Annotated in this window: 21 protein-coding genes and 3 pseudogenes; 9 read left to right on the forward strand and 15 right to left on the reverse strand. The window is 69.4% G+C overall.

The genetic code is table 11. The features are described from left to right. Positions 1-281 precede the first annotated feature (281 nt). Entirely contained in the window at positions 282-1514 is a 1233-nt protein-coding gene (locus ACZ69M_RS04715; RefSeq protein ID WP_470046600.1) for an NAD(P)/FAD-dependent oxidoreductase, read from the forward strand. 110 nt (positions 1515-1624) lie between these two features. Then, positions 1625-1840, forward strand: coding sequence for a hypothetical protein (locus tag ACZ69M_RS04720; protein WP_470046602.1), 216 nt, complete (start codon positions 1625-1627; stop codon positions 1838-1840). Positions 1841-2060: 220 nt separating this feature from the next. Here the strand turns inward: ACZ69M_RS04720 and ACZ69M_RS04725 are convergent. From ACZ69M_RS04725 to ACZ69M_RS04735, 3 genes and pseudogenes are all read right to left on the reverse strand, one after another. Next, positions 2061-2902, reverse strand: a pseudogene (locus ACZ69M_RS04725) (alpha/beta fold hydrolase). A 113-nt stretch (positions 2903-3015) separates the two neighbouring features. Next, positions 3016-3966 (reverse strand): alpha/beta hydrolase, encoded by a 951-nt coding sequence (locus ACZ69M_RS04730; protein ID WP_470046604.1) that lies wholly within the window; start codon positions 3964-3966, stop codon positions 3016-3018. 159 nt (positions 3967-4125) lie between these two features. Next, the gene (locus ACZ69M_RS04735; protein ID WP_470046606.1) at positions 4126-4395 is read right to left on the reverse strand and encodes a WhiB family transcriptional regulator; all 270 of its coding nucleotides are present in this window, start codon (positions 4393-4395) and stop codon (positions 4126-4128) included. 275 nt (positions 4396-4670) lie between these two features. Here ACZ69M_RS04735 and ACZ69M_RS04740 point away from each other — a divergent pair, with 275 nt between their 5' ends. Beyond that, positions 4671-5552 (forward strand): sigma-70 family RNA polymerase sigma factor family protein, encoded by an 882-nt coding sequence (locus tag ACZ69M_RS04740; protein WP_470046608.1) that lies wholly within the window; start codon positions 4671-4673, stop codon positions 5550-5552. A 101-nt stretch (positions 5553-5653) separates the two neighbouring features. On the opposite strand, the gene ACZ69M_RS04745 is transcribed toward ACZ69M_RS04740, so the two are convergent. Then, positions 5654-6574, reverse strand: coding sequence for an RNA polymerase sigma-70 factor (locus tag ACZ69M_RS04745; RefSeq protein ID WP_470046610.1), 921 nt, complete (start codon positions 6572-6574; stop codon positions 5654-5656). Positions 6575-7008: 434 nt separating this feature from the next. Here ACZ69M_RS04745 and ACZ69M_RS04750 point away from each other — a divergent pair, with 434 nt between their 5' ends. After that, the gene (locus tag ACZ69M_RS04750) at positions 7009-7524 is read left to right on the forward strand and encodes a hypothetical protein (protein ID WP_470046612.1); all 516 of its coding nucleotides are present in this window, start codon (positions 7009-7011) and stop codon (positions 7522-7524) included. Positions 7525-7554: 30 nt separating this feature from the next. Here ACZ69M_RS04750 and ACZ69M_RS04755 read toward each other — a convergent pair. From ACZ69M_RS04755 to ACZ69M_RS04765, 3 genes and pseudogenes are all read right to left on the reverse strand, one after another. Next, positions 7555-7812: pseudogene (locus ACZ69M_RS04755) on the reverse strand (NAD(P)/FAD-dependent oxidoreductase); the annotation flags it as partial. 115 nt (positions 7813-7927) lie between these two features. Then, positions 7928-8116, reverse strand: a complete 189-nt coding sequence (locus ACZ69M_RS04760; RefSeq protein WP_470047520.1) for an SDR family NAD(P)-dependent oxidoreductase — start codon at positions 8114-8116, stop codon at positions 7928-7930. A gap of 374 nt (positions 8117-8490) precedes the next feature. Next, the gene (locus tag ACZ69M_RS04765; RefSeq protein WP_470046614.1) at positions 8491-8886 is read right to left on the reverse strand and encodes a nitroreductase/quinone reductase family protein; all 396 of its coding nucleotides are present in this window, start codon (positions 8884-8886) and stop codon (positions 8491-8493) included. Positions 8887-9906: 1020 nt separating this feature from the next. Here ACZ69M_RS04765 and ACZ69M_RS04770 point away from each other — a divergent pair. Next, entirely contained in the window at positions 9907-13284 is a 3378-nt protein-coding gene (locus ACZ69M_RS04770) for a GH92 family glycosyl hydrolase (RefSeq protein WP_470046616.1), read from the forward strand. Positions 13285-13430: 146 nt separating this feature from the next. Here the strand turns inward: ACZ69M_RS04770 and ACZ69M_RS04775 are convergent. The 4 genes and pseudogenes from ACZ69M_RS04775 to ACZ69M_RS04790 form a co-directional block, all read right to left on the reverse strand. After that, positions 13431-13520: pseudogene (locus tag ACZ69M_RS04775) on the reverse strand (short-chain dehydrogenase); the annotation flags it as partial. Positions 13521-13523: 3 nt separating this feature from the next. After that, entirely contained in the window at positions 13524-14621 is a 1098-nt protein-coding gene (locus ACZ69M_RS04780; protein ID WP_470046618.1) for an LLM class flavin-dependent oxidoreductase, read from the reverse strand. Continuing rightward, the gene (locus ACZ69M_RS04785; RefSeq protein ID WP_470046620.1) at positions 14621-15151 is read right to left on the reverse strand and encodes an SRPBCC family protein; all 531 of its coding nucleotides are present in this window, start codon (positions 15149-15151) and stop codon (positions 14621-14623) included. The genes ACZ69M_RS04780 and ACZ69M_RS04785 overlap by 1 nt, the downstream gene beginning before the upstream one ends. A gap of 140 nt (positions 15152-15291) precedes the next feature. Next, positions 15292-15669: an acyl-CoA dehydrogenase family protein gene (locus ACZ69M_RS04790; protein WP_470046622.1), complete on the reverse strand. Its 378-nt coding sequence runs from the start codon at positions 15667-15669 to the stop codon at positions 15292-15294. Between the two features lie 143 nt (positions 15670-15812). On the opposite strand from ACZ69M_RS04790, the gene ACZ69M_RS04795 reads away from it, so the two are divergent. Further along, positions 15813-15944 (forward strand): hypothetical protein, encoded by a 132-nt coding sequence (locus tag ACZ69M_RS04795; RefSeq protein ID WP_470046623.1) that lies wholly within the window; start codon positions 15813-15815, stop codon positions 15942-15944. A 319-nt stretch (positions 15945-16263) separates the two neighbouring features. Here the strand turns inward: ACZ69M_RS04795 and ACZ69M_RS04800 are convergent, their stop codons facing one another. Together ACZ69M_RS04800 and ACZ69M_RS04805 are read right to left on the reverse strand one after the other, a co-directional pair. Further along, the gene (locus ACZ69M_RS04800; protein ID WP_470046625.1) at positions 16264-16776 is read right to left on the reverse strand and encodes a winged helix-turn-helix transcriptional regulator; all 513 of its coding nucleotides are present in this window, start codon (positions 16774-16776) and stop codon (positions 16264-16266) included. Positions 16777-16951: 175 nt separating this feature from the next. Continuing rightward, positions 16952-17434 (reverse strand): VOC family protein, encoded by a 483-nt coding sequence (locus ACZ69M_RS04805; protein ID WP_470046627.1) that lies wholly within the window; start codon positions 17432-17434, stop codon positions 16952-16954. A gap of 149 nt (positions 17435-17583) precedes the next feature. Between ACZ69M_RS04805 and ACZ69M_RS04810 the strand changes: the two genes are divergently transcribed. The 3 genes from ACZ69M_RS04810 to ACZ69M_RS04820 all read left to right on the forward strand — a co-directional run bounded on the left by ACZ69M_RS04810 (position 17584) and on the right by ACZ69M_RS04820 (position 20252). Then, positions 17584-18810 (forward strand): epoxide hydrolase family protein, encoded by a 1227-nt coding sequence (locus tag ACZ69M_RS04810; RefSeq protein ID WP_470046629.1) that lies wholly within the window; start codon positions 17584-17586, stop codon positions 18808-18810. Between the two features lie 184 nt (positions 18811-18994). Next, entirely contained in the window at positions 18995-19648 is a 654-nt protein-coding gene (locus tag ACZ69M_RS04815) for an ATP-dependent Clp protease proteolytic subunit (RefSeq protein ID WP_470046631.1), read from the forward strand. 1 nt (position 19649) lies between these two features. Next, a complete protein-coding gene (locus ACZ69M_RS04820; protein ID WP_388528179.1) occupies positions 19650-20252 on the forward strand; it encodes a ClpP family protease in 603 nt (200 codons plus the stop codon). Between the two features lie 69 nt (positions 20253-20321). Here the strand turns inward: ACZ69M_RS04820 and ACZ69M_RS04825 are convergent, their stop codons facing one another. After that, positions 20322-20801, reverse strand: coding sequence for a helix-turn-helix domain-containing protein (locus ACZ69M_RS04825; protein ID WP_470046634.1), 480 nt, complete (start codon positions 20799-20801; stop codon positions 20322-20324). Between the two features lie 87 nt (positions 20802-20888). Then, positions 20889-21410 (reverse strand): DinB family protein, encoded by a 522-nt coding sequence (locus tag ACZ69M_RS04830; protein ID WP_470047522.1) that lies wholly within the window; start codon positions 21408-21410, stop codon positions 20889-20891. Positions 21411-21451 lie beyond the last annotated feature (41 nt).

Genomic DNA, 21451 nt, shown 5'->3' on the forward strand with positions numbered 1-21451 from the left:
GAGAGGGTGACGTCGACGCAGGGTTGCGCGATGACGTAGGTCATCCACCTCTCCTTCGCCGTCCCTGGGGCGTTCGCTGTCAACGGGGCTGACCGGCTCAGCCCCTCTCGGCACCTGTATGACCAAGCAACACGTAGAAGTGTGACAACAGTGTGCCCCCCGCTTCCCTCGCCTCACGCTCGCGCCCGCCGCTCCTGTCACAAGATGGGTGACAACTCGGTCTGAAGGTTGAGTCACGCACCATGCCACCCGCCATGGCACGACCGGAAACGAGGAACTCCATGTCTGGTGTGAATCCCTTTGTGATCGTCGGAGGCGGCCTGGCCGCGGGCACGGCCGTGGAGGCCCTGCGCGAACGCGGCTACGACGGCCGCCTCCTCGTCATCGGTGACGAACGGGAGAGGCCCTACATCCGGCCTCCGCTGTCCAAGGGCTATCTGCTGGGCAAGGAGGACCGCGAGTCGATCTACGTCCACCCCGAGAACTGGTACGCCGACCACGACGTCGACCTGCTGCTCGGCACCACCGTGCGCACCGTCGACCCGCGCGCGGCACTGGTCGAACTGGAGGATGGCCGACGCATCGCGTACGCCAAACTGCTGCTCGCCACCGGTTCGACGCCGCGCCGTCTGCCGGTCCCCGGAGCCGACCTGGAGAACCTGCTGTACCTGCGCCGGGTCGGTGACAGTGATCGGCTCAAGGCCGCCTTCACCGAAGGCGCGCGGATCGTGGTGATCGGCGGCGGCTGGATCGGCCTGGAGACGGCGGCCGCCGCCCGCCTGGCCGGGGCGGAGGTGACGGTCCTCGAGCACTCCGCGCTGCCGTTGCAGAAGGTCCTGGGCCGGGAGGCTGCCCAGGTGTTCGCCGGCCTCCACACGGAACACGGAGTGCGCCTGCACCCCCATGCGGAGGTCGAGCGCATCACCTCGAGCGACGGCCGCGCTGACGGCGTGCTGCTCGCCGACGGGACCCACCTGCCGGCCGACGCCGTCGTCGTGGGTGTGGGCATCACACCGAACGTCCAGCTCGCGCAGGAAGCCGGTCTGGAAGTGCGCGACGGCATCGTCACCGACGAGCATCTGCGTACCTCGGCGCCCGACATCTACGCCGCGGGAGACGTCGCCAACGCCTACCACCCTCGGTACGGCCGTCATCTGCGCGTCGAGCACTGGGCCAACGCACTCCACCAGCCCCGCGCGGCGGCGGCGAGCATGCTCGGCGAGCACGCCGTGTACGACCGCCTCCCGTACTTCTACACGGACCAGTACAACCTGGGCATGGAATACACGGGCCACACCGAACCCGGCGGATACGACCGTGTGCTCTTCCGGGGCCCGACCGACAAGCGCCAGTTCATCGCTTTCTGGATGTCGGGGAACCGCGTCGTCGCGGGGATGAGCGTCAACGTATGGGACGTCATCGACCCGATCCGCACGCTCATCGAGTCCGGGGCCGAGCTCGACGACGCCGCCCTCACCGATCCCGCCGTACCGCTGGGCAGCCTTCTGCCCTGACGCACCGCCACGGGCCCCGGGTTGTGATTGCGCCTGACGCCAGGGCTTCCGCACCAGCCACATCCACACCAGCCCTCTCTCCCGCCGTCCAGCCGAGACAGGACCACACGATGACGACCACCTCCCCCACCCCGCTCTCCGTCGCGGATCTCGCGCAGTCTCTGGCCGCGGAGGCCGTCTCTCTCGCCGCCCGCATCTCCGAACTGCGCGGCACCCTCGCACTGCTCGACGTACAGATGCAGTCGGTGTCCGGCGCCCTGAAGCAGCTTCGGGCCGCCGAAGCCGAGAAGGCGGCCTCGTCACCACACCCTTGCGGCGCGCTCTGAGCTCCGCTCACGAGTCGACGCATCGACGACCATGACTCCGGCGATCCTGTCCGCTCCTTCCGGTCCCGTCCGATCATTCCGATCCTTCCGATCGGGCGAGATCATTGCGTTCCCGGACTGTGCGGGAGACACCGGGCGGCCGGTGCGGCGTAGGCGTGCGCACGCGGACAACTAAGGGGGGCGGCCAACTCGCCTCCACACCCAAGGGTTTGGTGCCGAGTCAGTGCACCGGTCCCGCAGCCGCCTCGATGACGCGGACGACCTCACCCGGCCGCGAGACGCTCACGGCGTGCGACGCCTGTACTTCGATGGTGTACGCGTGGGCACGGTCGGCCATGAAGTGCGGGGCCTTCGGAGGAATGTTGCGGTCCTCGGTGGCCACGAGGACCCACGAGGGAATGGTCTTCCAGGCCGGCTCGGACGCGCCCTCCTCCAGGGCGGCACTGGTCACCGGCCGCTGGGTGCGGCCATGATGTCGGTGGTGCCGCGCGGGACGTCGGCCGCGAACCGGTCGTGGAACTCGGCCTGTTCGATGTAAAGGTCGGTGCCCTGGGAACCGTCGGGCAGTGTGACCGGGACGGGGCGCAGGGCCTCGCCCCGAGTGCTGCCGGGGAACTTGCCCGACAACTCGACCGCGCTCTCGCCCTTCTCCGGGAGGAAGGCGGCGATGTAGACGAGCGCCTTGACGTGCTTGACACCCGTGGCGGCATCGCTGATGACCGACCCGCCGTAGGAGTGTCCCACCGACACCACCGGCCCGTCGAGGTCGGCCAAGACCTCCTTCAGGTAGGCGGCGTCGATGCCGAGCCTGCGCAGCGGGTTGGCCGCGGCCACGACCGGATAGCCCTCCCCCGTCAGCCGCTGCACGACACCGTTCCAGTTGCTGGAGTCGGCGACCGCGCCGCGGACGAGAACGACGGTCGGCTTTCGGCGGGACGGCGGAGAACCCTTGCCTGCGCTCGCCGGCGCGACCGACGTGGCGAGCAGGGCCGCGGCGACACTTGCCGTGGCCAGGAAGGAGAGAGGGCCGCGGGCGCGTCGGGGCAGAGAAGGTCGTTGCATGGCAGGGCCTTTCGGACGGGAGACTGCTTCATCCGTCCGGTCGGACGGAAGCGCGGGTGAGGGGTTGGCGCACGGCCGGGGAGGGCCGCGTCGAGGAGGACGCCCGGTGCGTGTCAGTCGTCATGGAGGGCGGTGCGCAGGCTGCGGACGGCCTGCTGCACGGCGGCGTCGGTGGCTCGCGTGTCCCGCACGGGGTTGAGCATCATGAAGTCGTGCAGGCTGCTGTTGTAGCGAATGCTGGTGGTCGGCACGTCGGCCTGAGTCAGCTTGCGGGCGTATGCCTCGCCCTCGTCGCGCAGAACGTCGTTGTCGTCCACGAGCACGAGCGCCGGCGGGAGTCCCTGCAGGTCCTCGAGCCGGGCCCGCAGCGGCGACGCCGTGATCTCCGCGCGCTGCGCCGGGTCGGTGGTGTAGCAGTCCCAGAACCAGGCCATCGCCTTCGCCGTGAGGTAAGGGCCGTCCGCGAACTCGCGGTAGCTCGGGGTGTCCTGGCCCGCGTCGGTGACCGGGTAGTAGAGCGACTGGTGAACAAAGGTCACGTCACCACGCTGCTTGGCCATGAGGGTCAGCGCGGCCGTCATGTTGCCACCGACAGAATCGCCGGCCACGGCCATGCGGGAGGCATCGAGGTCTTCCTGGGCGCCGTTCGCGGTGACCCACCGGGCGGTCGCGTACGCCTGCTCGATGGCGACCGGGTACTTGGCCTCCGGGGACCGGTCGTACTCGACGAACACCACGGCGGCCCGTGCGCCGACGGCGAGTTCGCGGACCAGACGGTCGTGGGTGCCGGCGTTGCCGATGACCCAGCCCCCGCCGTGGACATAGAGCACGACCGGCAGGGTGCCTTCGGTGTCGGCGGGCTTGACGATGCGGACCTGGACGTCGCCGACGTCGGCGGGCACCGTGATCCATTTCTCCTGCACATCGAGCTTCTCGACGGGCGCGGACTGCAGATCGTCGAGCACCTTCCGGGCACCGTCCGGGCCCAGTTCGTACAGGAACGGCGGAGTGGCCGTCGCATCGGCGATCGCCTGGGCAGCGGATTCGAGTATGGGGCGGTTCATGGTCTTCCTCCGTGTATCAGTGCGATTACGTACCGCGTGCACTGTCATGACAGTTGACCCGTCGAAGGTGTGACATCGATGTGAGACGGTGTTTGTCAGTGCTGTCGGTCGGCGGCTTCCTTCTGCTGCGCCACGCACGTGCCGGGGCGGCGCCGGCGTTCAAGCGGAGGTGCTCGCCGCGTCGCGGTCGCCGCGTGCCCTGCGACGTCGCAGGGCACGGCGTTCGGCTTCCGTGGTGCCGCCCCAGATTCCCTCCACGGCGGCCACGTTCAGCGCCCAGCCCATGCATTCCCGCAGGACGGGGCAGGTGTGGCACACGGCTTTCGCCTCGTCGATCTGGTCGAGTGCCGCGACGCTGCTGCTCGCGCCGATGGGAAAGAAGAGTTCGGGGTCCATGCCCCGGCAGATGGCCGATTCACGCCAGTCCATGAGCTTCCTCCTGCGCGGAAAGGTGGATGGGTTCGCAAGCGCACGGTGCGGTGTCGTGCCCCACGGGTGTGAGGTCGCTTGGGGGCGCAGTCCTGCCTGTGCCGCTCAGAACGGCGTCACGGTCACCGGCACATGAGACCGGGCGCACCGTGCTTGTGTGACACCGAAGTGCCGGCCGGTCCGGCATCCAAGGCACATCACCGCGGTCGCCACCGCGATGTCACAAGACCTGTGCCTGCCTGGTCACGTCTATCGAGACGGAGAAGGAGGCGGGCATGGAGTTTACCGACGGGGCGCTGCCGATCGGGGAGTTGGTGGCCGAGAGGCGCCATCTGCTGGATGTGGCGCTCTGGATGCTGAGCAGTGGCGGTGAGGCCGAAGCAGTGGTGGATGAGGCCTATCGGCAGTGGTACGGACTTCCCGAATCGGAGCAGGCGGTGATCGAGGAACCCCGCACGTGGTTGTCACACGTGGTGGGCGGGATCTGCCTGGAACGCCTGACGCGGCCGGGCAGGCGGCGGCGTGGCGGGCCCGCTGCGGAGCCGGAGGGCGCGGCCGGCGAGCAGCGGCGCATGCTGGAACGGGAGGTCAGCACGGTGCTGTTGGGGGCGCTGGACGCGTTGTCCCCGGCCGAGCGGGCCGCGTTCGTGCTCAACGATGTCTTCGGAATGGCGCCCGGAACGGTGGCGACCATTGTCGGGCAGTCCGAGCCGGAGTGTTCCGAGCTGGCGGAACGGGCCCGGCAGAGTCTACGGGCCAGGCGCGGGCGGCCGACGACACCGGAGCAGCAGGACGCGGTGGTGTGCGAGGTGCGCGAGGCGTGCACGCTCCAGGATCCGGAGCGGCTGATGGCGGCGCTGGCGCAGGACGTGACGGCGTTCTTCGACGGCGGCGGCAAGGTGCGGGCCCAGGTACGGCCCGCGCACGGGCGGGAAAAGGTTGCACGGAGTCTGCTGACACTGTTGGCCCCGCGTCCGCGCACAATGGTGGACCTGCACTCCGTGAACGGGCGGACCGGGCTGGTCGTGCGCTACGACCGGCGGGTCGCCGCGGTCATCAGCCTCGACCTCGCCGGCCCTCAGGTCGTTCAGGTCTGGGTCGTCGTCAACCCCGACAAGCTACGTCCCTGGAACGAGGCCGCTCCCAGGTACCGCTGACGCACCACGCCATGCCGGTGCGGCCAGCGAGGACATGCCACGGCGGCCGCACCGGCGCGGGAGCGGCCCGCCTCGCCCAGACCTGACCGGGATCGCTCCCCTCACACGCCGAGCGCGGTCTCGTACCGTGAAGGCGAGTCGAGGAACGCGGCGATCTTGCTCGGGTTGAACACCCACATCACCCGGTGAACGCCTTCAGTCGAAGCCGCCACCGTCATGAACGTCGTGGGGCGGCCGCCCCGGAAGAGCAGCACCCCGCTCCGTCCGTTCGCCTCGGCGAAGCGCACCTCCACCTCGCCCCAGAACCTCGGGAACGCGGTCGACAGATTCGCCACCCGCGCACGTCCCAGCACCGGAACGCGAGCGGCGCCGCGCCGGCCGTTGCCGTCGGACAGGCTCACGGCCCCTGGTGTCAACAGCGCCTCCAGCGAGGCGACATCACCCTGCCGTGCCGCCGCCACGAACGCCTCGAGCAGGCGCCTGTGCTCTGCCGCGTCGACGTTCTCGCGCTGTTCGGACACGAGGTGCTTGCGCGCCCGGCTCACGATCTTCCGGACGTTGACCACCGTGAGCTGGAGCATCTCCGCGATCTCGGGGTAGGCGTAGTCGAACGCCTCCTTCAGGACGTACGCGGCCCGCTCCGCGGGCGTCAGCTTCTCCAGGACCAGCAGGAGCGCGAGTTCCAGCCCTTCCGCCCGTTGCGCGCCCACCTCCGGATCGCTGCTCGTGTCGATCGGTTCCGGCAACCACGGGCCGATGTAGGTCTCCCGGCGCACACGGGCGGACTGGGCCACGTTGATCGCCAGCCGGGTCGTGGCGCTCGACAGAAAGGCCACGGGGCTGACCACGGCCGCACGATCGGTCTTCTGCCATCGCAGCCACACCTCCTGCACGACGTCCTCGGCCTCCACCACACTTCCCAACATGCGGTAGGCGATACCGAAGAGCCGTGGCCGGAGCTCCAGAAAGACGGAGACGGCCTCGTCCAGGGAATCCTCCGCGGGATGCGTCTCAGGATGCATGATCCTTCTGTCTCCGTTCCTCTCCGGTGAGGCCGGCAGCCCGGAATCCCAAGGGCGGTGGCCACTGATCATCACGGTGTCGCCCATTGCGTCTACCTCATTGACAACGGGCATCCCTGGTTTGTGACAGATCCGCCGGGAAATTTTGGCGCCGGCGATGAGAATCGGACAGAGGGGATGTTTGGACACCTCGTTCGCTCCGAGGTCGCGGCAACCAGGACTCGCATCGGCCGGAATCGCGGCGACAGGACACTCCCAGCCCTGGCTGCGACTTCGAGCACTGAGTACAGACCAGGCACCGTGTGCATCGATCTGATGTCTTCACGGCACAAGACGGATCCCTCATATGATGGGGAGTGGTACGTGTGGGGGCGGACAATTCGAGGCGAGCCGTGCCCGGGCCCGATCACACGGGTCGAGGACGAGAGGAACGCATGGTGTCTGTCACCCACGCGGCACATCACATCGAGGCCACCGCCGAGAGCCTGCAGGAGGACCTGGCCCGCCTGGAGGTCCAGAAGCAGGCGCTGGAGAGGGAACTGGCCGCGGTCGTCGCCCACCTCGGCTCCGTCCAGCGGGCCCTCGGCGCCCTTCAGATCCTCATGCCGGCCGCCGGATCGAGCTCTTCGGATGCTGCGGCCGTGACGCCCGCGCCCCGCCTCCCTGTGGTGGACCCGGCTGTGCCCACGGCCGCACCCCAGGACCAGGAAGTCGCGCCGGAATCCTCCGAAGTGACGGGCGAGCAGAACAAGTACGGCAAGCTCACCGAGCAGATCCTGGACTACTTCTCCAGGGCAGGCGACACCGACGTACGGGCCCGCGATGTCGCGGCGGCGCTCGGCCGGGCCACGGACAGTGGGAGCATCAACGCGGTCCGCAGCACTCTCGACCGGTTGGTCGGCACCGCGCGGATCCGTCGCACGGGCCGCGGCCTGTACCGCGCCGCGTAGGTCATAGGCCCGACACTGTCAGCACCGGTCCGCGCGGTCGAACGAGGTGAGCAGCGGTCGCGGATGGCGACGGCCTCCTCGACATGTCTGAGTCCGAACGCCTCCTCGCTGAGCCCGGGGATCGGGATGGTGCGGGTGACGGCTCCGGCCGTCACCACGAGGATGTCGCAGGTGAGTTGGCGGTCCGGCCCGCTTCCCCCGTGCCTCCCCGCGACGCACCTTCTTCTCCAGGCCCCACGCGGTGTGGAGGCCCGCGTGGCCGCCGCCCACGATCGCGATCTCACGCACGGTGCCCTCTGTTCTCTCCGCATCACCTCTCAAGACAGGGCGGGAACGGCAGCTGTGACACCGGTTGACCTGAAACCACTGTCACGACACACCGTATGAATGGACTGTCCCAGGATCAGCGGGACTGGTCGGTCGGCCGGATCAGGTTGGTCTCGACCATGCGCGTCCACTCGGAGGTGTCCGCGCCGAGGATCGGGCTGCTGAGCATGACATCCGCGTTGTTCACGAGGACGTCGAGGGTTCCGCAGTGCTCGACGGTTGCCGCGACCGCGTCGTTCACCGACTGGCGGTCGGTGACGTCCAGTCAGCAGGACCTCGTGCAGCCCTGCCGGACCTCGGCCTCGTCCCACGGGCGGCGCCGGCAGGTCATGCCCGAGCCGAACGCTCAACTCCCGCCCAGGGCACGGCCATCAGGGGCAGTACACCTCAGTGTGTCAGGCGTTGTTGGCGTGCCCGGCACGGTTCCATTGCGAGGACACCGCACCGCTCGGCTCTTGACGGAACACTCGCTGCGTGATCCGAGGCCAGGGTGCCCATACGGCACGCGATCCGGACTCGGGACAAGGCTCAACCGTAGCATTCTGTCGGCATCACTCCGGGCGCGTTCGATCCCTTTGAATTCCGGAAAAGGCGCATGCGCATTCCACGTCCGCCGCGCGATTCCCCATGCCCCGGGGATCAGTCCGTGAGATCGACGCGCACGGTCGTCAGGCCGGCCCCCATCGCCCGCACCGCGGCGCTGTTGAACCGCGGCAGGGTCCTCAGCCGCGCGCGGGCGTCGTCCTCGGGCATCACATGGGCGGTCCCGGTGTACCAGCGGCCCCGGACGCGGACCCGGACCCGCGGATCCGCCTTGATGTTGCGCACGTACTGCGAACGCCCGCCGTACTCGCTGACGAACCAGAACTCCCGCCCCACCAGCCGTCCGCCGACCGGGGTCCGGCGCGGCAGCCCCGACTTGCGTCCCGTGGTCTCCAGCAGGGTCTGGATCGGCAGGCGCTTCAGGAGCGGGTTGCCGATCCACCGCTGGAACGAGGTGACGACGCGGTATTTCCGTTCGGGGTTGCGGGACATGCGGGGGTCCTCCTGTTCGATGCCAGACACCATTGTGCGGGCCCGGTGACCGTCTCACGACCGCCGTCGGAGTTCCGTTCCGATCAAGCGGTTGAGGCGGCGGCGCGCGTTCGCGGTGCGCGGCCGGGGTGCCTGTCGCAGCCGTTTCCTTCTACCGACGTCCTCGGGGTGCTGCGGTGCGCCGCCCGTACGTACCGGTGCTCTCGACGACCAGGCGGGGCCGGCCGTCCGATACGCCGGTAGTCACGGTGATCGTGCCTGGTGGCACGTTGTACGTGACCGCGTTGCCGAGACCGGCGATCCATCCCTGCCAAGTCACCAGCCTCACTGAGCCCTTCGTGCGCTATGGACGGCCACGTTCATACCATTTGTTCAGTCACGCCCCCTTGCGACCGTCCTGTGCAAGGCGCCGTCCACCCGACGCGTTTGCGAAGGAATGAAACGCCGGAGGGTGGGCGTGCGCCGAGTCGGACAGGGCGGGACAGGCCGTGGATGATGCCCTGCGCGACGCGGACAACCGCGTCTTGCCCGTGTCCTCGGTGGTGTGTGCTCGCGGCCGCGGGCGCAAGGGAGCCTTCGTCGAGCGACGGCAACTCCCCCGAGGCTCGGCCCGGCTCCCGGCTGGTCCGGCGAAGGGGGCAGGTCGCATCCCCGACCGCAGGGACCCGCGCGTGAACGCCTGTCGCGGCCGACCGCCGGACACGCCGGGGGCCCGGGGCCGCTCGTCGGTCCAGGAAGGCGTGACCACTCGTCGGCCTCGGGATCACGACACTCAGAGCACCCGGCTGCGAACTTCGCTCTCAGAAAGTCTTGTTGGCCTCGTTGACACGCCTCAAGCACTCGCGTTTCACTCGACTCTCGTGCATGGCAACGTTGTCAGGCCGTCGGAGCGACCGGCGTCGTTGCCCCCCGCTGGCGTTTTCCGTTCCCCGAGGACGTCAGCACCGATGTGCGAATCGTGAACCGCTGCGGAGGCAACCGATGGTCAGACCTCGACGTTCTACGGCGCCACGTGACCGAATGAGATTCCGCCAACGCCTGGCGGTGGTGTCCGTCCTGGGCATCGCCGTACTCCCACTCCCGGCGATCGGGGGCGCCCATGCCGCGAGCGCCCCGACGCCGGCCCTGGTGAAGGACCCCGCGTCCCTCGTCAACCCCCTCATCGGCACCTCCGGTGCGGTGGACACCTTTCCCGGCCCCGACATGCCCGCCGGCATGGTGCAGTGGGGTCCCGACACGACGCCCGACCGGCCCTCCGGCGGCGGCTACGAGTACAACGACAACAAGATCTCCGGCTTCAGCCTCACCCATGTCTCGGGCCCCGGCTGCGGCGTCGCGGGCGACCTGCCCGTCCTGCCGGTGACCGGCGCGCTGTCGGGCAAACTCGGCGACACGTCCGTCGGCTTCAGCCACGACGACGAGCAGGCGGGTATCGGGTACTACAAAGTCACCGACGCGAACGGGGTGAAGACCCAGCTGACCGACACCACCCGTGCGGGGCTGGGCACCTTCACCTTCCCCGCGGGCCAGCAGGCGAACCTGCTGTTCAAGCTCAGCGGGGGTGCCACGCAGGTGGACGGAACCCGAGTCCAGGTGGTGAACAACAAGGAGATCAGCGGCTCGATCGACAGCGGTCACTTCTGCGGCGCGAGCAACAGGTACACACTGCACTTCGACATCAAGTTCGATCGGCCGTTCGCCGCGAGCGGCACCTGGGTCGGCAGCACCATCAACCCCAGCGCGACATCGCTGAAGGCGGGCAAGGCCCAGCAGAACCTGCCGACGCACCCGTCGAAACCGCTCAAGGAGAAGCACTTCACCGTTCCCGCGGCGCCCTCCCCGACCGTGCACGGGAGCGGATCCACATCCTCGAGCACGCCGTCCCCGACGCCCAGCGCCGATGCGGGGTCCGGGGCGTCCACCACGAGCAAGGCCGCGGTCGAGCCCCCCACCACGGGTGCGAACGGCATGTACCTGACTTTCGACACCTCCTCGATCCCGACGGTGAGCGCGAAGGTCGGCATCTCGTACACGAATGACGCCAACGCCGCGGACAACCTCGCCGCCGAGATCAAGAGTTGGGACCTCGGCGCCGTCGAGCAGGCGAACCACGACGCCTGGAACGCGGTACTGAACAAGATCCGGACCGGCGGCGGGTCCTCGGACCAGCAGGTGCAGTTCTACACCGCGCTCTACCACGCGCTGCTGCACCCCAACGTCTTCTCGGACGACAACGGCCAGTACATGGGCATGGACAACCAGGTCCACAAGCTGGCCAAGGGCCAGCAGGCCCAGTACGCCAACTACTCGGGCTGGGACACCTACCGCTCCCAGACCCAGCTGATGGCGATGGTCGAGCCCAAGGTCACCAGCGACGTCGTCACCTCGATGCTCAACGGCTACGACCAGACGGGCCTGCTGCCCAAGTGGGCCTCGAACAACGGCGAGAGCTATGTGATGGTCGGCGACCCCGCCGCCGGCATCATCGCCGACGCGTACGCCTTCGGTGCCCGGAGCTTCGACACCGACAAGGCGCTCGCCGCCCTTCAGCACGAGGCCACCGCCCCGAACAACGACCGCCCCGGCGAGTCGGTGCGGGACACGAAGGGCTACCTCCCGCTGGATGAGAACGACTACGGCTGCTGCAACTTCTACGGCCCGGTCTCCACGCAGCTGGAGTACGACTCCGCCGACTACGCCGTCGCCGCCTTCGCGAAGTCGCTGGGCAAGACGGCCGTGTACGAGAAGTTCGCCACGCGCGCCCAGGACTGGATGAACGTCTTCAACCCGCAGACCGGCTACATCCAGGGCAAGAACAAGGACGGCCAGTTCGCGACCGGTTTCACCCCCGGCACCTCCAACGGCTTCGTGGAGGGCACCTCGGCCCAGTACACGCCGATGGTCCCGTTCAACCTGCGGCAGCTCATCCAGGCGCGCGGCGGTGCCAAGGCGTACTCGTCCTTCCTGGACAGCCTGCTCGACAACATCACGCGCCCCGGCAACACCGACGCCGACCTGAGCAACGAGCCCAGCGTGGAGATCCCCTGGGAGTACAACTACACGGGCCAGCCGTGGAAGACCCAGTCGGCCGTCCGCAAGGCCCAGCAGAACCTGTACTTCAACGCTCCGGTCGGCTCGTTCGGCAACGACGACCTCGGCGCGATGAGCTCCTGGTACGTCTGGTCCGAACTCGGCATGTACCCGCAGACCCCGGGCACGGACACCCTGGCGCTCGGCAGCCCGGCGTTCCCGGTGGCCAAGGTGACCTTCGGCAACGGCAAGTCGGTGCAGATCACCGCGCCGCAGGCCGCGCCCGACGCGCCGTACGTGCAGTCACTCGACGTCAAGGGCAAGGAGTGGACGACCTCCTGGCTGACCTACCAGCAATTCGCGGGCGCGGGCACGGTCGACTTCACGCTCGGCACCGAACCCGACACGTCCTGGGCGTCCGACCCGTCGGCGGCACCGCCGTCCGACACCACGGGCGGCGACCGGGTCCTGGCGGCGACCGGCCCCTCCAGCGACGGCCTGGTGCTCCAGCCGGGCGCGTCCGGTGACGGCACGCTGGACCTGACCAACCTCGGCGGCAAGGCCGTCACGGTCGACTGGAAGGCGACGGCGCCCTCCGGCGTCACCCTGGACACGACATCCGGCTCGGTGACGGTGCCCGCCTCGGGCAGCGGCGAGGCGAAGGTCCACGTGACGGCGGGCGCGGACGAGGGAACCTTCCCGGTCACCTTCGCCCTGACCGACCACAGCACCGGCGCGGCGCTCAGCGGGGCCACCCTCCGCGTGGCCGTGGCCAAGGCCGGTGCGCTGTGGCCGTACGACACCAACAAGGGCATCTACCCCGACGGCACCGGCTACTCCGGCGGTTTCGACGGCGGCGGTTGGGCGTTCTCGCAGAACGCGCTGTCGACGGCGGGAGTCACGAGCGGATCGACCGTCACGGTCGACGGCGTCTCCTACACCTGGCCGACGGTGACGTCCGGTCAGCTCGACAACCTGGAGATGGCCGGTCAGACCATCCCGATGCCGGCCGGTACGTCGGGTGCGTCGCTGGGCCTGTTGGGCTCGGCGGCCAACGCGCCGACCGACGGCAGCGGGGTCTCGGGCACGGTGACCGTCACCTACACCGACGGCACCACCTCCCAGGCGACCGTCGGCTTCTCGGACTGGACACTCAACGGCGGGTCGAGCAAGCCGCTCGCGGGTGACACGACGGCCGTCACGACGGCCTACCGGAACACCGGGAGCGGAGGCCGGGACAACGTGAAGACCTACGTCTTCGCCACGAACGTCCCGCTCGACGCGTCCAAGCAGGTGGCGTCGATCACGCTGCCGGTGACGGGCTCGACGGGCACCAACCACCTGTTCGCCTACGGTTTCGGCCAGTAAGAGCTCGGCGCACGCCGACGAAGACGGGCCGGTTCCCAGGCATGAGCCCGGGAACCGGCCCTCCGCGGCGAGTACACGGCAGCCCCCTGCGCTCACCGCGCCGGCCATCGCGTCCACCGCCGCCCGGTTCGCACCACTCGAGCAGGTAATAACGCCACGAACGCCCGCGTGACATGCAACGGTCCGTAGAGGTCGGTCTCGAACTCGCGGCGCACGTCTTGATCGAGTACCGGGGAGGGCTACTCGCCGGATGTCCGCTGCGGCCGTGCCCTGTCTTCGTCCTCGTCCTCGTCCTCGATGGCGCGTACGAGATCGATGGCGCGGCCCAGGGTGGTGAGGCGGGCCTCCAGGGTGTCCCCGGCCGGATAGAAGCGGACGGTGTCCACAGCGGCGTCGCGCCAGATCCGCAAGCGGTCGCGGACCATCTGCTCGGTGCCGATGAGTGTGGTACCCAGCACCATCTCGTCGGTGACCAGGTCGGCGGCACCTTCACGGTCGCCGGACTGCCAGCGTTCGCGCACAGCCGTCGCGACATCGGCCCAGCCTTGGCGGCTGTAGGCGTCGTTGTAGAAGTTGGTGCTGCCCGAGCCCATCCCGCCGAGGCTGAAGGCGAGTTCCTTCTTGCGGGGGGCGATGAGCGCGCGCAGATGTTCCTCGTCTTCGGCGAAGTTGACTTCCGCACCCTGGCAGATGTCCAACTCGGTGCGGGAGCGGCCGGCCTCCGCGAGGCCGGCGTCGAGGTGGTCGAAGTAGGCTTCCTTGGCCCCTTCGGGGACGAAACTCGTGCCCAGCCAGCCGTCCGCGACTTCACCGGTGAGGTGGAGCATCTTCGGGGAAAGCGTGGCGAGGTAGATGGGGATGTCGTGCTCGGCGCGCATGGAGAGGCGCATGGGCTTGCCCTCGCCACCGGGCAGCGGGATCTGGAACTCCCGCCCCGAGTAGGTGATCTTCTCGCCTGTTGTGGCCTGCCGGATGATCTCCACCGTCTCCCGCATCCGCGACAGCGGGCGGGCGAACGGAACGCCGTGCAGGCCCTCGATGACCTGCGGTCCGGAAGGGCCGAGACCGAGCAGGAAGCGTCCCTCGGAGATCTGGGAGAGCGTGATCGCTGTGCGGGCGATCACTACGGGGCTGCGGGTGGCGAGCTGGATGATGCCGGAGCCGAGCAGGAGGCGCTGGGTGCGGGCGGCGAGGTAGCCGAGCGGCGAGGGGGCGTCGGAGCCCCATGCCTCGGCCACCCAGCAGATGTCCATGCCGAGCCTCTCGGCCTCGGTGACGAAGTCGACCGTCTCCTGCCACGAGCCGCCAGAGGCTTCGATGGTGGTCGCCGTGCGCATCAGGCACCCGTCCTTCCGGTGGTTCCCGCTTCGGCGCGCTGTTTGATCGCCGCCAAGGTGGTGGTGATGCCGGTCTCGAACTCGCGCATCCGCACGAAGACGATCTTCTGCTCCTTCTCCGGCATCCGGTCGATCGCGAGCGACAGCCCCGAACGGCCAGGTCCCATCTGCATCCACTGACTCAGCTGCGTACCGCCGTTGCGTGACTGGAGGGAGAACCGCCACAGCGCGGTGGGCCGGTCGGGGTCCTCCACGGCCCAGGCGAACACCCGGATCGGTTCGTACTCCACGATGTACGAAGTGGTCTCCCACTCGCCGAGGGCGTCGTGCTTGCTGTGGCCGATGAACCGGGCGCCCAGCGCTGGGCCTGAGCGCCCGTCCTGCCACCGCACCGACTGCAGCTCGGCACTCATGCTCGGCATCAGCTCGACATCCGACACCAGCGCCCACACGCGCTCCGGGGGAGCGTCGATCCAGGTGTCCACCTCGACCGTCGGCGTATCCGCATACCGTGCGCCCGTCCACTCCATCTGCCGCTCAGCCTCCCTACTGTCACGCCTTTGACCTTGAGAGTTTCGTAGATAGACTTACATGTCAAGGATAGCCGGCTGGTGACGGATCGCATCCTCGATCGCGTGTCCGGCTTCCGGCCAAGGCCGCCCCGGCGGGCCTACTGTCCTTGAGGGGAAAGGATGAGGTCCGCCAGGACATCGAGGCGTCTGGCCGGCGAGCCGAGCAATGTGCGCCGGGCCCGGGACCGCCTCAGCAGGACGTGCGACGGGTGCTTCCAGGTGAAACCGATGCCGCCATGAGTCTGCAGGGCGTCAGCAGTCGCCGCGTCGGCCGCGTCACCGGCGGCCGCCAGTGACGCGCAGGCAGCCGCCAGAAACCCCTCGTCCTGGTCGTCCAAGGACTGCGCCGCCGACTGGACGAGCATCCGGGCGGCGTCGAGCTGGACGTGCCGGTCGGCGAGCATGTGCTTGATCGCCTGAAAGGAGCCGATCGCACGGCCGAACTGCCGCCGCTGTCCGGCGTACGACCCCGACATCCGTCGCCGCATCGCGTGGTGCCACATCCGGGTCGAGCAGTTGGCGCTGCCACGGGCAGCGCACGGCCGAGGCCCTCCTCGGCGGGCAGGAGCCGGGTGCCTCCGCGGCCGCCTTCGAACTGCTGTGGAGCGAACACCACCGTGTGGCCACCGAACTCGCCCTGGACATCCTGAGGCTGGACGGGCTGACACCCGCCGGACGGCCCTCGCCGAACTGGTACCAGACCGACGACCCCGGAGCGCCGAACTCCTCGGCCTCCTGGACCAGCGTCTAGCTCAACGCCCGCGCCGGAACCATCTACGCCTGCTCCTCCCAGATCCAGCGCGGCATCGTCGGGGAACTCCTGCTCGGACGCCCGAAGGAGCCGAGCCCCGCGTCTTACTGAGGCCCACCTGCCGCCCAACGACTCAACGAGGACTCTGACGACCATCCCCGGTGGCTGTCCCGCGCCGGCCAAGCGGCTGAATCGCCACCGCCGAGATCCCCAAGCCGCCTGCGGGCAGGATCCCGCGCAAGAACTCGCGCGGGCCCCGGGCGGCCGACGCCTTGCATGAGCATGCAGATCCTTCTGGTGCCCGCGTTTCCCCCGCGGGTCAGGCGCCGTCAAGTGACGGCGTGAACCGCTGCCGGATCTCCGGACGCTCCGCCAGGTGCGGCGGGTATCCGGGGCCCATCCGCGGATGCGTATCCGCCGCGGTCATGGGTTCCTTGCACTCACCGCACACGACTTCCGGCTCGCCCTGGTGTCCACAGCGGTCGTGGTGAAAGACGACGGGAGCCCCCCGCTCGCCGGCCAGCCACCGATTGCCCCAGCCGTTCATGGCTGCCAGCACGCCGAAGAAGTCACTCCCCATCTCGGTGAGGACATAGTCGTAGCGCACCGGATCCTGCTGGTAGGAGCGCTTCTCCATGAGGCCCTCGTCGACCAGGCGTCGCAGCCGGTCCGCCAGGGTGTTCCGGGCGATCCCGAGCTCCTGCTGGAACTCGTCGAAACGCTTGATTCCGTAGAACGCCTCACGCAGCACGAGAGGCGTCCACCAGTCTCCCAGCAAGTCCATGGTGCGCGCGATGGAGCAGGGCCAGTTCGCGAACGAAGTCCTTCTCATCCCCCCAGCATATGAGAGTCGCGAAAAGAGACCCAGCAGCTGAGCGATGGGGAGGGGCAGCGCGCGCCGATCAAGGCGCAACGCGGGCAATCGTGGTCTACGCCGCACGGCGGCCGGCTCACCCCATCCCCGCCCGGGCGAGGAGACGCGGGCCGGTCATCGTGCCGGCGGTCCGCTACTCGCCCGCGTACGCCTTCTCCAGGGCCGCGATGTCCAGTTTGGACATCTTGTACATCGCCTGGGCCGTCCGGGCCGCCTTCTCGGTGTCCGGGTCGCTGATCAGGTCGATGAGCCTGCTCGGGACGACCTGCCAGGACAGGCCGTACTTGTCCTTGACCCAGCCGCAGGGGCCCGCCTCGCCGCCGTCCTCGACGAACTTGTTCCAGTAGTGGTCCACCTCCTCCTGGTCGTCGCAGTGGATCTGGAACGAGACGGCCTCGTCGAACGTGAACTGCGGGCCGCCGTTCAGCGCGACGAACTTCTGTCCGTTGGCCACGAAGTCGGCGGCCATCACGGAACCGGCGGTGCCGTGCTCGGACTCGGAGTAGCGGACGGTCCTGCCGAGCTGAGAGTTCTTGAAGATCGAGACGTAGTAGTGCGCGGCCTCCTCGGCCTGACCGTCGAACCACAGACACGTGGTGAATCCGTCGGCGGACATAGGTACCTCCTGCGGCGGGAAAAGTTTCGTCACCTCTGTCGACCGATCGTCGTCCCAAAACTCATCGGCGTCGCGCGGGATCCTTTCACCGGGGGGACGGTGGCGGCCGTTCGCCGCGCCCTCCAGGGGGCGCTATAGCATGCGCGGACATGACTTCCTCCGCTGATTCCTCCAGCCCTTCCTCCGCCTCGGGCAGCGCGCGCATCGAGCCGTTCCGTATCGACGTCCCGCAGAGCGACCTCGACGACCTGCACCAACGCCTCGATCGCACCCGCTGGCCCGACGAACTGCCAGGGGTCGGCTGGGCCTACGGCGTCCCGCGGGAGTACCTGCGCGAACTCGTACGGTACTGGCGGCACGACTACGACTGGCAGGCGGCGCAGGCGCGGCTGAACGCATGGCCGCAGTTCACGACGGAGATCGACGGCGCGCGCATCCACTTCGCGCACGTCCGTTCCCCGGAGCCGGACGCGACCCCACTGGTCATCACACACGGCTGGCCCGGCTCGATCGTCGAATTCACCGACGTCGTCGGCCCGTTGACCGATCCGCGCGCACACGGCGGCGATCCGTCCGACGCCTTCCATCTCGTCGTACCGAGCATTCCCGGCTTCGGGCTGTCCGGGCCCACCCGGGACACCGGCTGGGAGTTCCAACGGGTGGCCGCCGCCTTCGCCGAGCTCATGACACGGCTCGGCTACGAGCGGTTCGGCGCCCAGGGCGGCGACTGGGGCGGGGCCATCTCCCGGGAGCTGGGCCGGGCGTACCCCGAGCGGCTCGTCGGTGTCCACCTGAACCTGCTGCCCGGATCGTCCGCGGCCACCGAGCCGACTCCCGAGGAACTGGCCGCGCTGAGCCCCGAAGAACGCGAGCGCACGCTGCTGTCGTGGCGGCGGGGTCTGGAATGGCGCCGCGAGGAGGCCGGTTACGCCGAACTCCAGGGCACCCGGCCCCAGACCCTGGCCTACGCGCTGACGGACTCCCCCGTCGGTCAACTCGCCTGGATCACCGAGAAGTTCAGGGCGTGGACGGATGCGAAGGACCGCCCCGAGGAAGCCGTCGACCGGGACCTGATGCTGACCAACGTGATGCTGTACTGGCTGACCGCCACGGCAGGGTCCTCGGCCCGCATCTACTACGAGCGGGCGCACGCGGACTACTGGGGCACCGCGCCCGAGCCGTCGACGGCGCCGACCGCGCTGGCCGTCTTCCCGCACGAGCCCCTCGTAGCGCTGCGGCACATCGCGGAGCGTACGAACAACATCGTGCGGTGGACGGAATTCGACCGGGGCGGACACTTCGCCGCGGCGGAGGAGCCCGAGCTGCTGGTCGAGGATGTGCGGTCCTTCTTCCGGGACCTGCGCACCGACGCCTGAGCACGGGTCGGACACCTGGGCCCCGGTCCCCCGCCGGGGCCGCCGGTGACGTCGGTGGCGGCAACCCCGTAGCCCCTCTGCCCGTGGCGAATCTGCTGCGGGCCGAGAAAGCTGATCCGCAAGGCCCTTCGGTCCGAGAGTGGGGATCGCGGCGACGACAGCCGCGCCACCACGAGGAGGACCGATGACTCCACTCATCACCGGCCGGTACCCGGCCCACGCACCGCGCGCCGAGGACGGCGACACCCCCGCGACCCGCTTCGACGACCAACTGGCCGCCCAGCTGCTCGCGCAGCGGATCGTCCTTCTCGGCACCCAGGTCGACGAGGTGTCCGCGAACCGGGTCTGCGCCCAGCTGCTCGTGCTGTCGGCGGAGGACCCGCGCACCGACATCAGCCTGTACATCAACAGCCCGGGCGGATCGGTGACCGCGGGGCTCGCGATCTACGACACCATGCGGCTGATCCCCAACGACGTCTCGACCCTCGCCATGGGATTCGCCGCGAGCATGGGACAGTTCCTGCTCAGCGTCGGCACCCACGGCAAGCGTTACGCGCTGCCCAACGCGCGGATCATGATGCACCAGCCGTCGGCGGGCATCGGCGGCACCACCGCCGACATCGAGATCCAGGCGCAGAACCTGGAGTTCACGAAGCGGGCCATCGAGCGGATCACCGCGGAGCACACCGGCCAGAGCGAGGAGACGATCTCCCGGGACGGCGACCGCGACCGCTGGTTCACGGCCGAACAGGCCAAGGAGTACGGCATGGTGGACCGGGTCGTGGAGTCGCTCGACGACGTCCGCCCGGCCGCGTCACGGCGACGGATGGGGCTCTGACATGGGTACGTACACGATTCCGAACGTCGTCGAGCGGACCCCGCAGGGCGAGCGGTCCTACGACGTCTTCAGCCGGCTGCTGTCCGAGCGGATCATCTTTCTCGGCACCGAGATCGACGACGGGGTCGCCAACGTCGTCATCGCGCAACTCCTCCATCTGGAGTCGTCGAGCCCGGAGAGCGAGATCGCGATCTACATCAACTCGCCCGGTGGGTCGTTCACTTCGCTCATGGCGATCTACGACACGATGACGTTCGTGCAGGCGCCCATCTCGACGTTCTGCGTCGGCCAGGCGGCCTCCACGGCGGCGGTGCTGCTGGCCGGCGGGGATCCCGGGCGGCGGTTCGTGCTGGAGCACGCGCGTGTGCTGCTCGGTCAGCCCGCGAGCGGCGGCCGGCAGGGGACGGTGTCCGACCTCGCCCTCCAGGCGAAGGAGATGCTCCGTATCCGCGCCCAGGTCGAGGAGGTCCTGTCCCGGCACACGCACCACGACGTGCCGACCCTGCGCGCGGACATGGACCGCGACAAGGTGTTCACCGCACAGGAGGCCGTGGCATACGGACTCGCGGACGAGGTCCTGAGCCGACGGCTGGCGACGGTCTGAGACCGGACCACCGCCAGGGCCCGCGTCCGCGGCGTGGTCCGCCGGGCAGGCCCTGGCCGGTCGGCCCGGTCAGGCGGCGAGGCACATGCCGTTGTGGTGCGAGGCCGAGGGGGTGCGGCGGGCGGGCCGCACCTGGGCGAGGCGAGTGAGTTCGCCCTGGGCCAGCGAGAGCAGATCGGTGAGCCCGAGGCCCAGGGCGCGCGCGGCGGCCGCGAGGACTTCGGAGGAGGCCTCCTTGCGGCCGCGCTCCAGCTCCGAGAGGTACGGCATCGAGATCCGGGCCGCGTCGGCGACGTCCTTGAGCGTCCGCTCCTGCGCGAGCCGCTCGCGCCGCAGGACGTCACCCACCACGTCGCGCCACAGCGGCTCCCTGATCCTGGGCGCCGGTGGCGTCTGCCGGGGCGCGAGGGCCGGGCGGGGCCGCTGGGGCGCGTCGGAGACGGGGGCCGCAGGGCCGGTGGGACGGGTCGCCGGGCCGGTGGCCGGGGCCGGTGCGGTCGCCGGGCGGAGGGGAATGACGCGGGCTTCGTTCGGCGCTTGGTTGCTCACCCCTTCAGCCTAGAAGCGCCGGGCCGCGACGGAAGGGATCGGCTCGGCATTCCGCTCTGGGGGGAATCGAGCCACGTCACCCGTGCCTCACTGCCCGACGCGCCCGTCGATCCGCTCGCGCAGCAAGTCCGCGTGGCCGTTGTGCCGGGCGTACTCCTCGATCAGGTGCACCAGCACCTCCCGCAGCGCGATCGGCTCGTCGTCGTGGGTGCCGGTGATGTCGAGGTCGCGGGCCTCGTCCACGAACCGCTCGGCGAAGGCCACCTCGGAGCGCCAGGTGTCCCAGGCATCGGCCACCACCTCGGGGTCGGGTACCGCGCCGTTGAAGTCGCCGTTCGGGTCGCCGTCCGAGCGGTAGTGCCGCGGCGCGTCCTGGCCGGCCAGCACCCCGCGGAACCAGGCCTGTTCGACCCCCGCCAGATGACGCACCAGCCCGAGCAGCGACATGTTCGAGGGCTCGACGGAACGCCGGGCCATCGCCTCGGCGTCCAGACCCGCGCACTTCATCTCCAACGTCAGCCGCTGGTCGCGCAGATACCCGACGAGCGTGTCCCGCTCCCCCACGAACCCCCCGTCGGAGCGCGGATCGTCGTCCGGGTGCACGAACATGTCCCACCACCCGAAGCTCCGCTCGGACGGGGTGTTCCCGG

This window comes from Streptomyces sp. NPDC107454, assembly GCF_055582885.1.

Bases quoted from the DNA above. Each gene is read 5' to 3' on its own strand.
- ACZ69M_RS04715 (WP_470046600.1), top strand. From the start codon at position 282: ATGTCTGGTGTGAATCCCTTTGTGATCGTCGGAGGCGGCCTGGCCGCG.
- ACZ69M_RS04720 (WP_470046602.1), top strand. From the start codon at position 1,625: ATGACGACCACCTCCCCCACCCCGCTCTCCGTCGCGGATCTCGCGCAG.
- ACZ69M_RS04730 (WP_470046604.1), bottom strand. From the start codon at position 3,966: ATGAACCGCCCCATACTCGAATCCGCTGCCCAGGCGATCGCCGATGCG.
- ACZ69M_RS04735 (WP_470046606.1), bottom strand. From the start codon at position 4,395: ATGGACTGGCGTGAATCGGCCATCTGCCGGGGCATGGACCCCGAACTC.
- ACZ69M_RS04740 (WP_470046608.1), top strand. From the start codon at position 4,671: ATGGAGTTTACCGACGGGGCGCTGCCGATCGGGGAGTTGGTGGCCGAG.
- ACZ69M_RS04745 (WP_470046610.1), bottom strand. From the start codon at position 6,574: ATGCATCCTGAGACGCATCCCGCGGAGGATTCCCTGGACGAGGCCGTC.
- ACZ69M_RS04750 (WP_470046612.1), top strand. From the start codon at position 7,009: ATGGTGTCTGTCACCCACGCGGCACATCACATCGAGGCCACCGCCGAG.
- ACZ69M_RS04765 (WP_470046614.1), bottom strand. From the start codon at position 8,886: ATGTCCCGCAACCCCGAACGGAAATACCGCGTCGTCACCTCGTTCCAG.
- ACZ69M_RS04770 (WP_470046616.1), top strand. From the start codon at position 9,907: ATGAGATTCCGCCAACGCCTGGCGGTGGTGTCCGTCCTGGGCATCGCC.
- ACZ69M_RS04780 (WP_470046618.1), bottom strand. From the start codon at position 14,621: ATGCGCACGGCGACCACCATCGAAGCCTCTGGCGGCTCGTGGCAGGAG.
- ACZ69M_RS04785 (WP_470046620.1), bottom strand. From the start codon at position 15,151: ATGGAGTGGACGGGCGCACGGTATGCGGATACGCCGACGGTCGAGGTG.
- ACZ69M_RS04790 (WP_470046622.1), bottom strand. From the start codon at position 15,669: ATGTCGGGGTCGTACGCCGGACAGCGGCGGCAGTTCGGCCGTGCGATC.
- ACZ69M_RS04800 (WP_470046625.1), bottom strand. From the start codon at position 16,776: ATGAGAAGGACTTCGTTCGCGAACTGGCCCTGCTCCATCGCGCGCACC.
- ACZ69M_RS04805 (WP_470046627.1), bottom strand. From the start codon at position 17,434: ATGTCCGCCGACGGATTCACCACGTGTCTGTGGTTCGACGGTCAGGCC.
- ACZ69M_RS04810 (WP_470046629.1), top strand. From the start codon at position 17,584: ATGACTTCCTCCGCTGATTCCTCCAGCCCTTCCTCCGCCTCGGGCAGC.
- ACZ69M_RS04815 (WP_470046631.1), top strand. From the start codon at position 18,995: ATGACTCCACTCATCACCGGCCGGTACCCGGCCCACGCACCGCGCGCC.
- ACZ69M_RS04820 (WP_388528179.1), top strand. From the start codon at position 19,650: ATGGGTACGTACACGATTCCGAACGTCGTCGAGCGGACCCCGCAGGGC.
- ACZ69M_RS04830 (WP_470047522.1), bottom strand. From the start codon at position 21,410: ATGTTCGTGCACCCGGACGACGATCCGCGCTCCGACGGGGGGTTCGTG.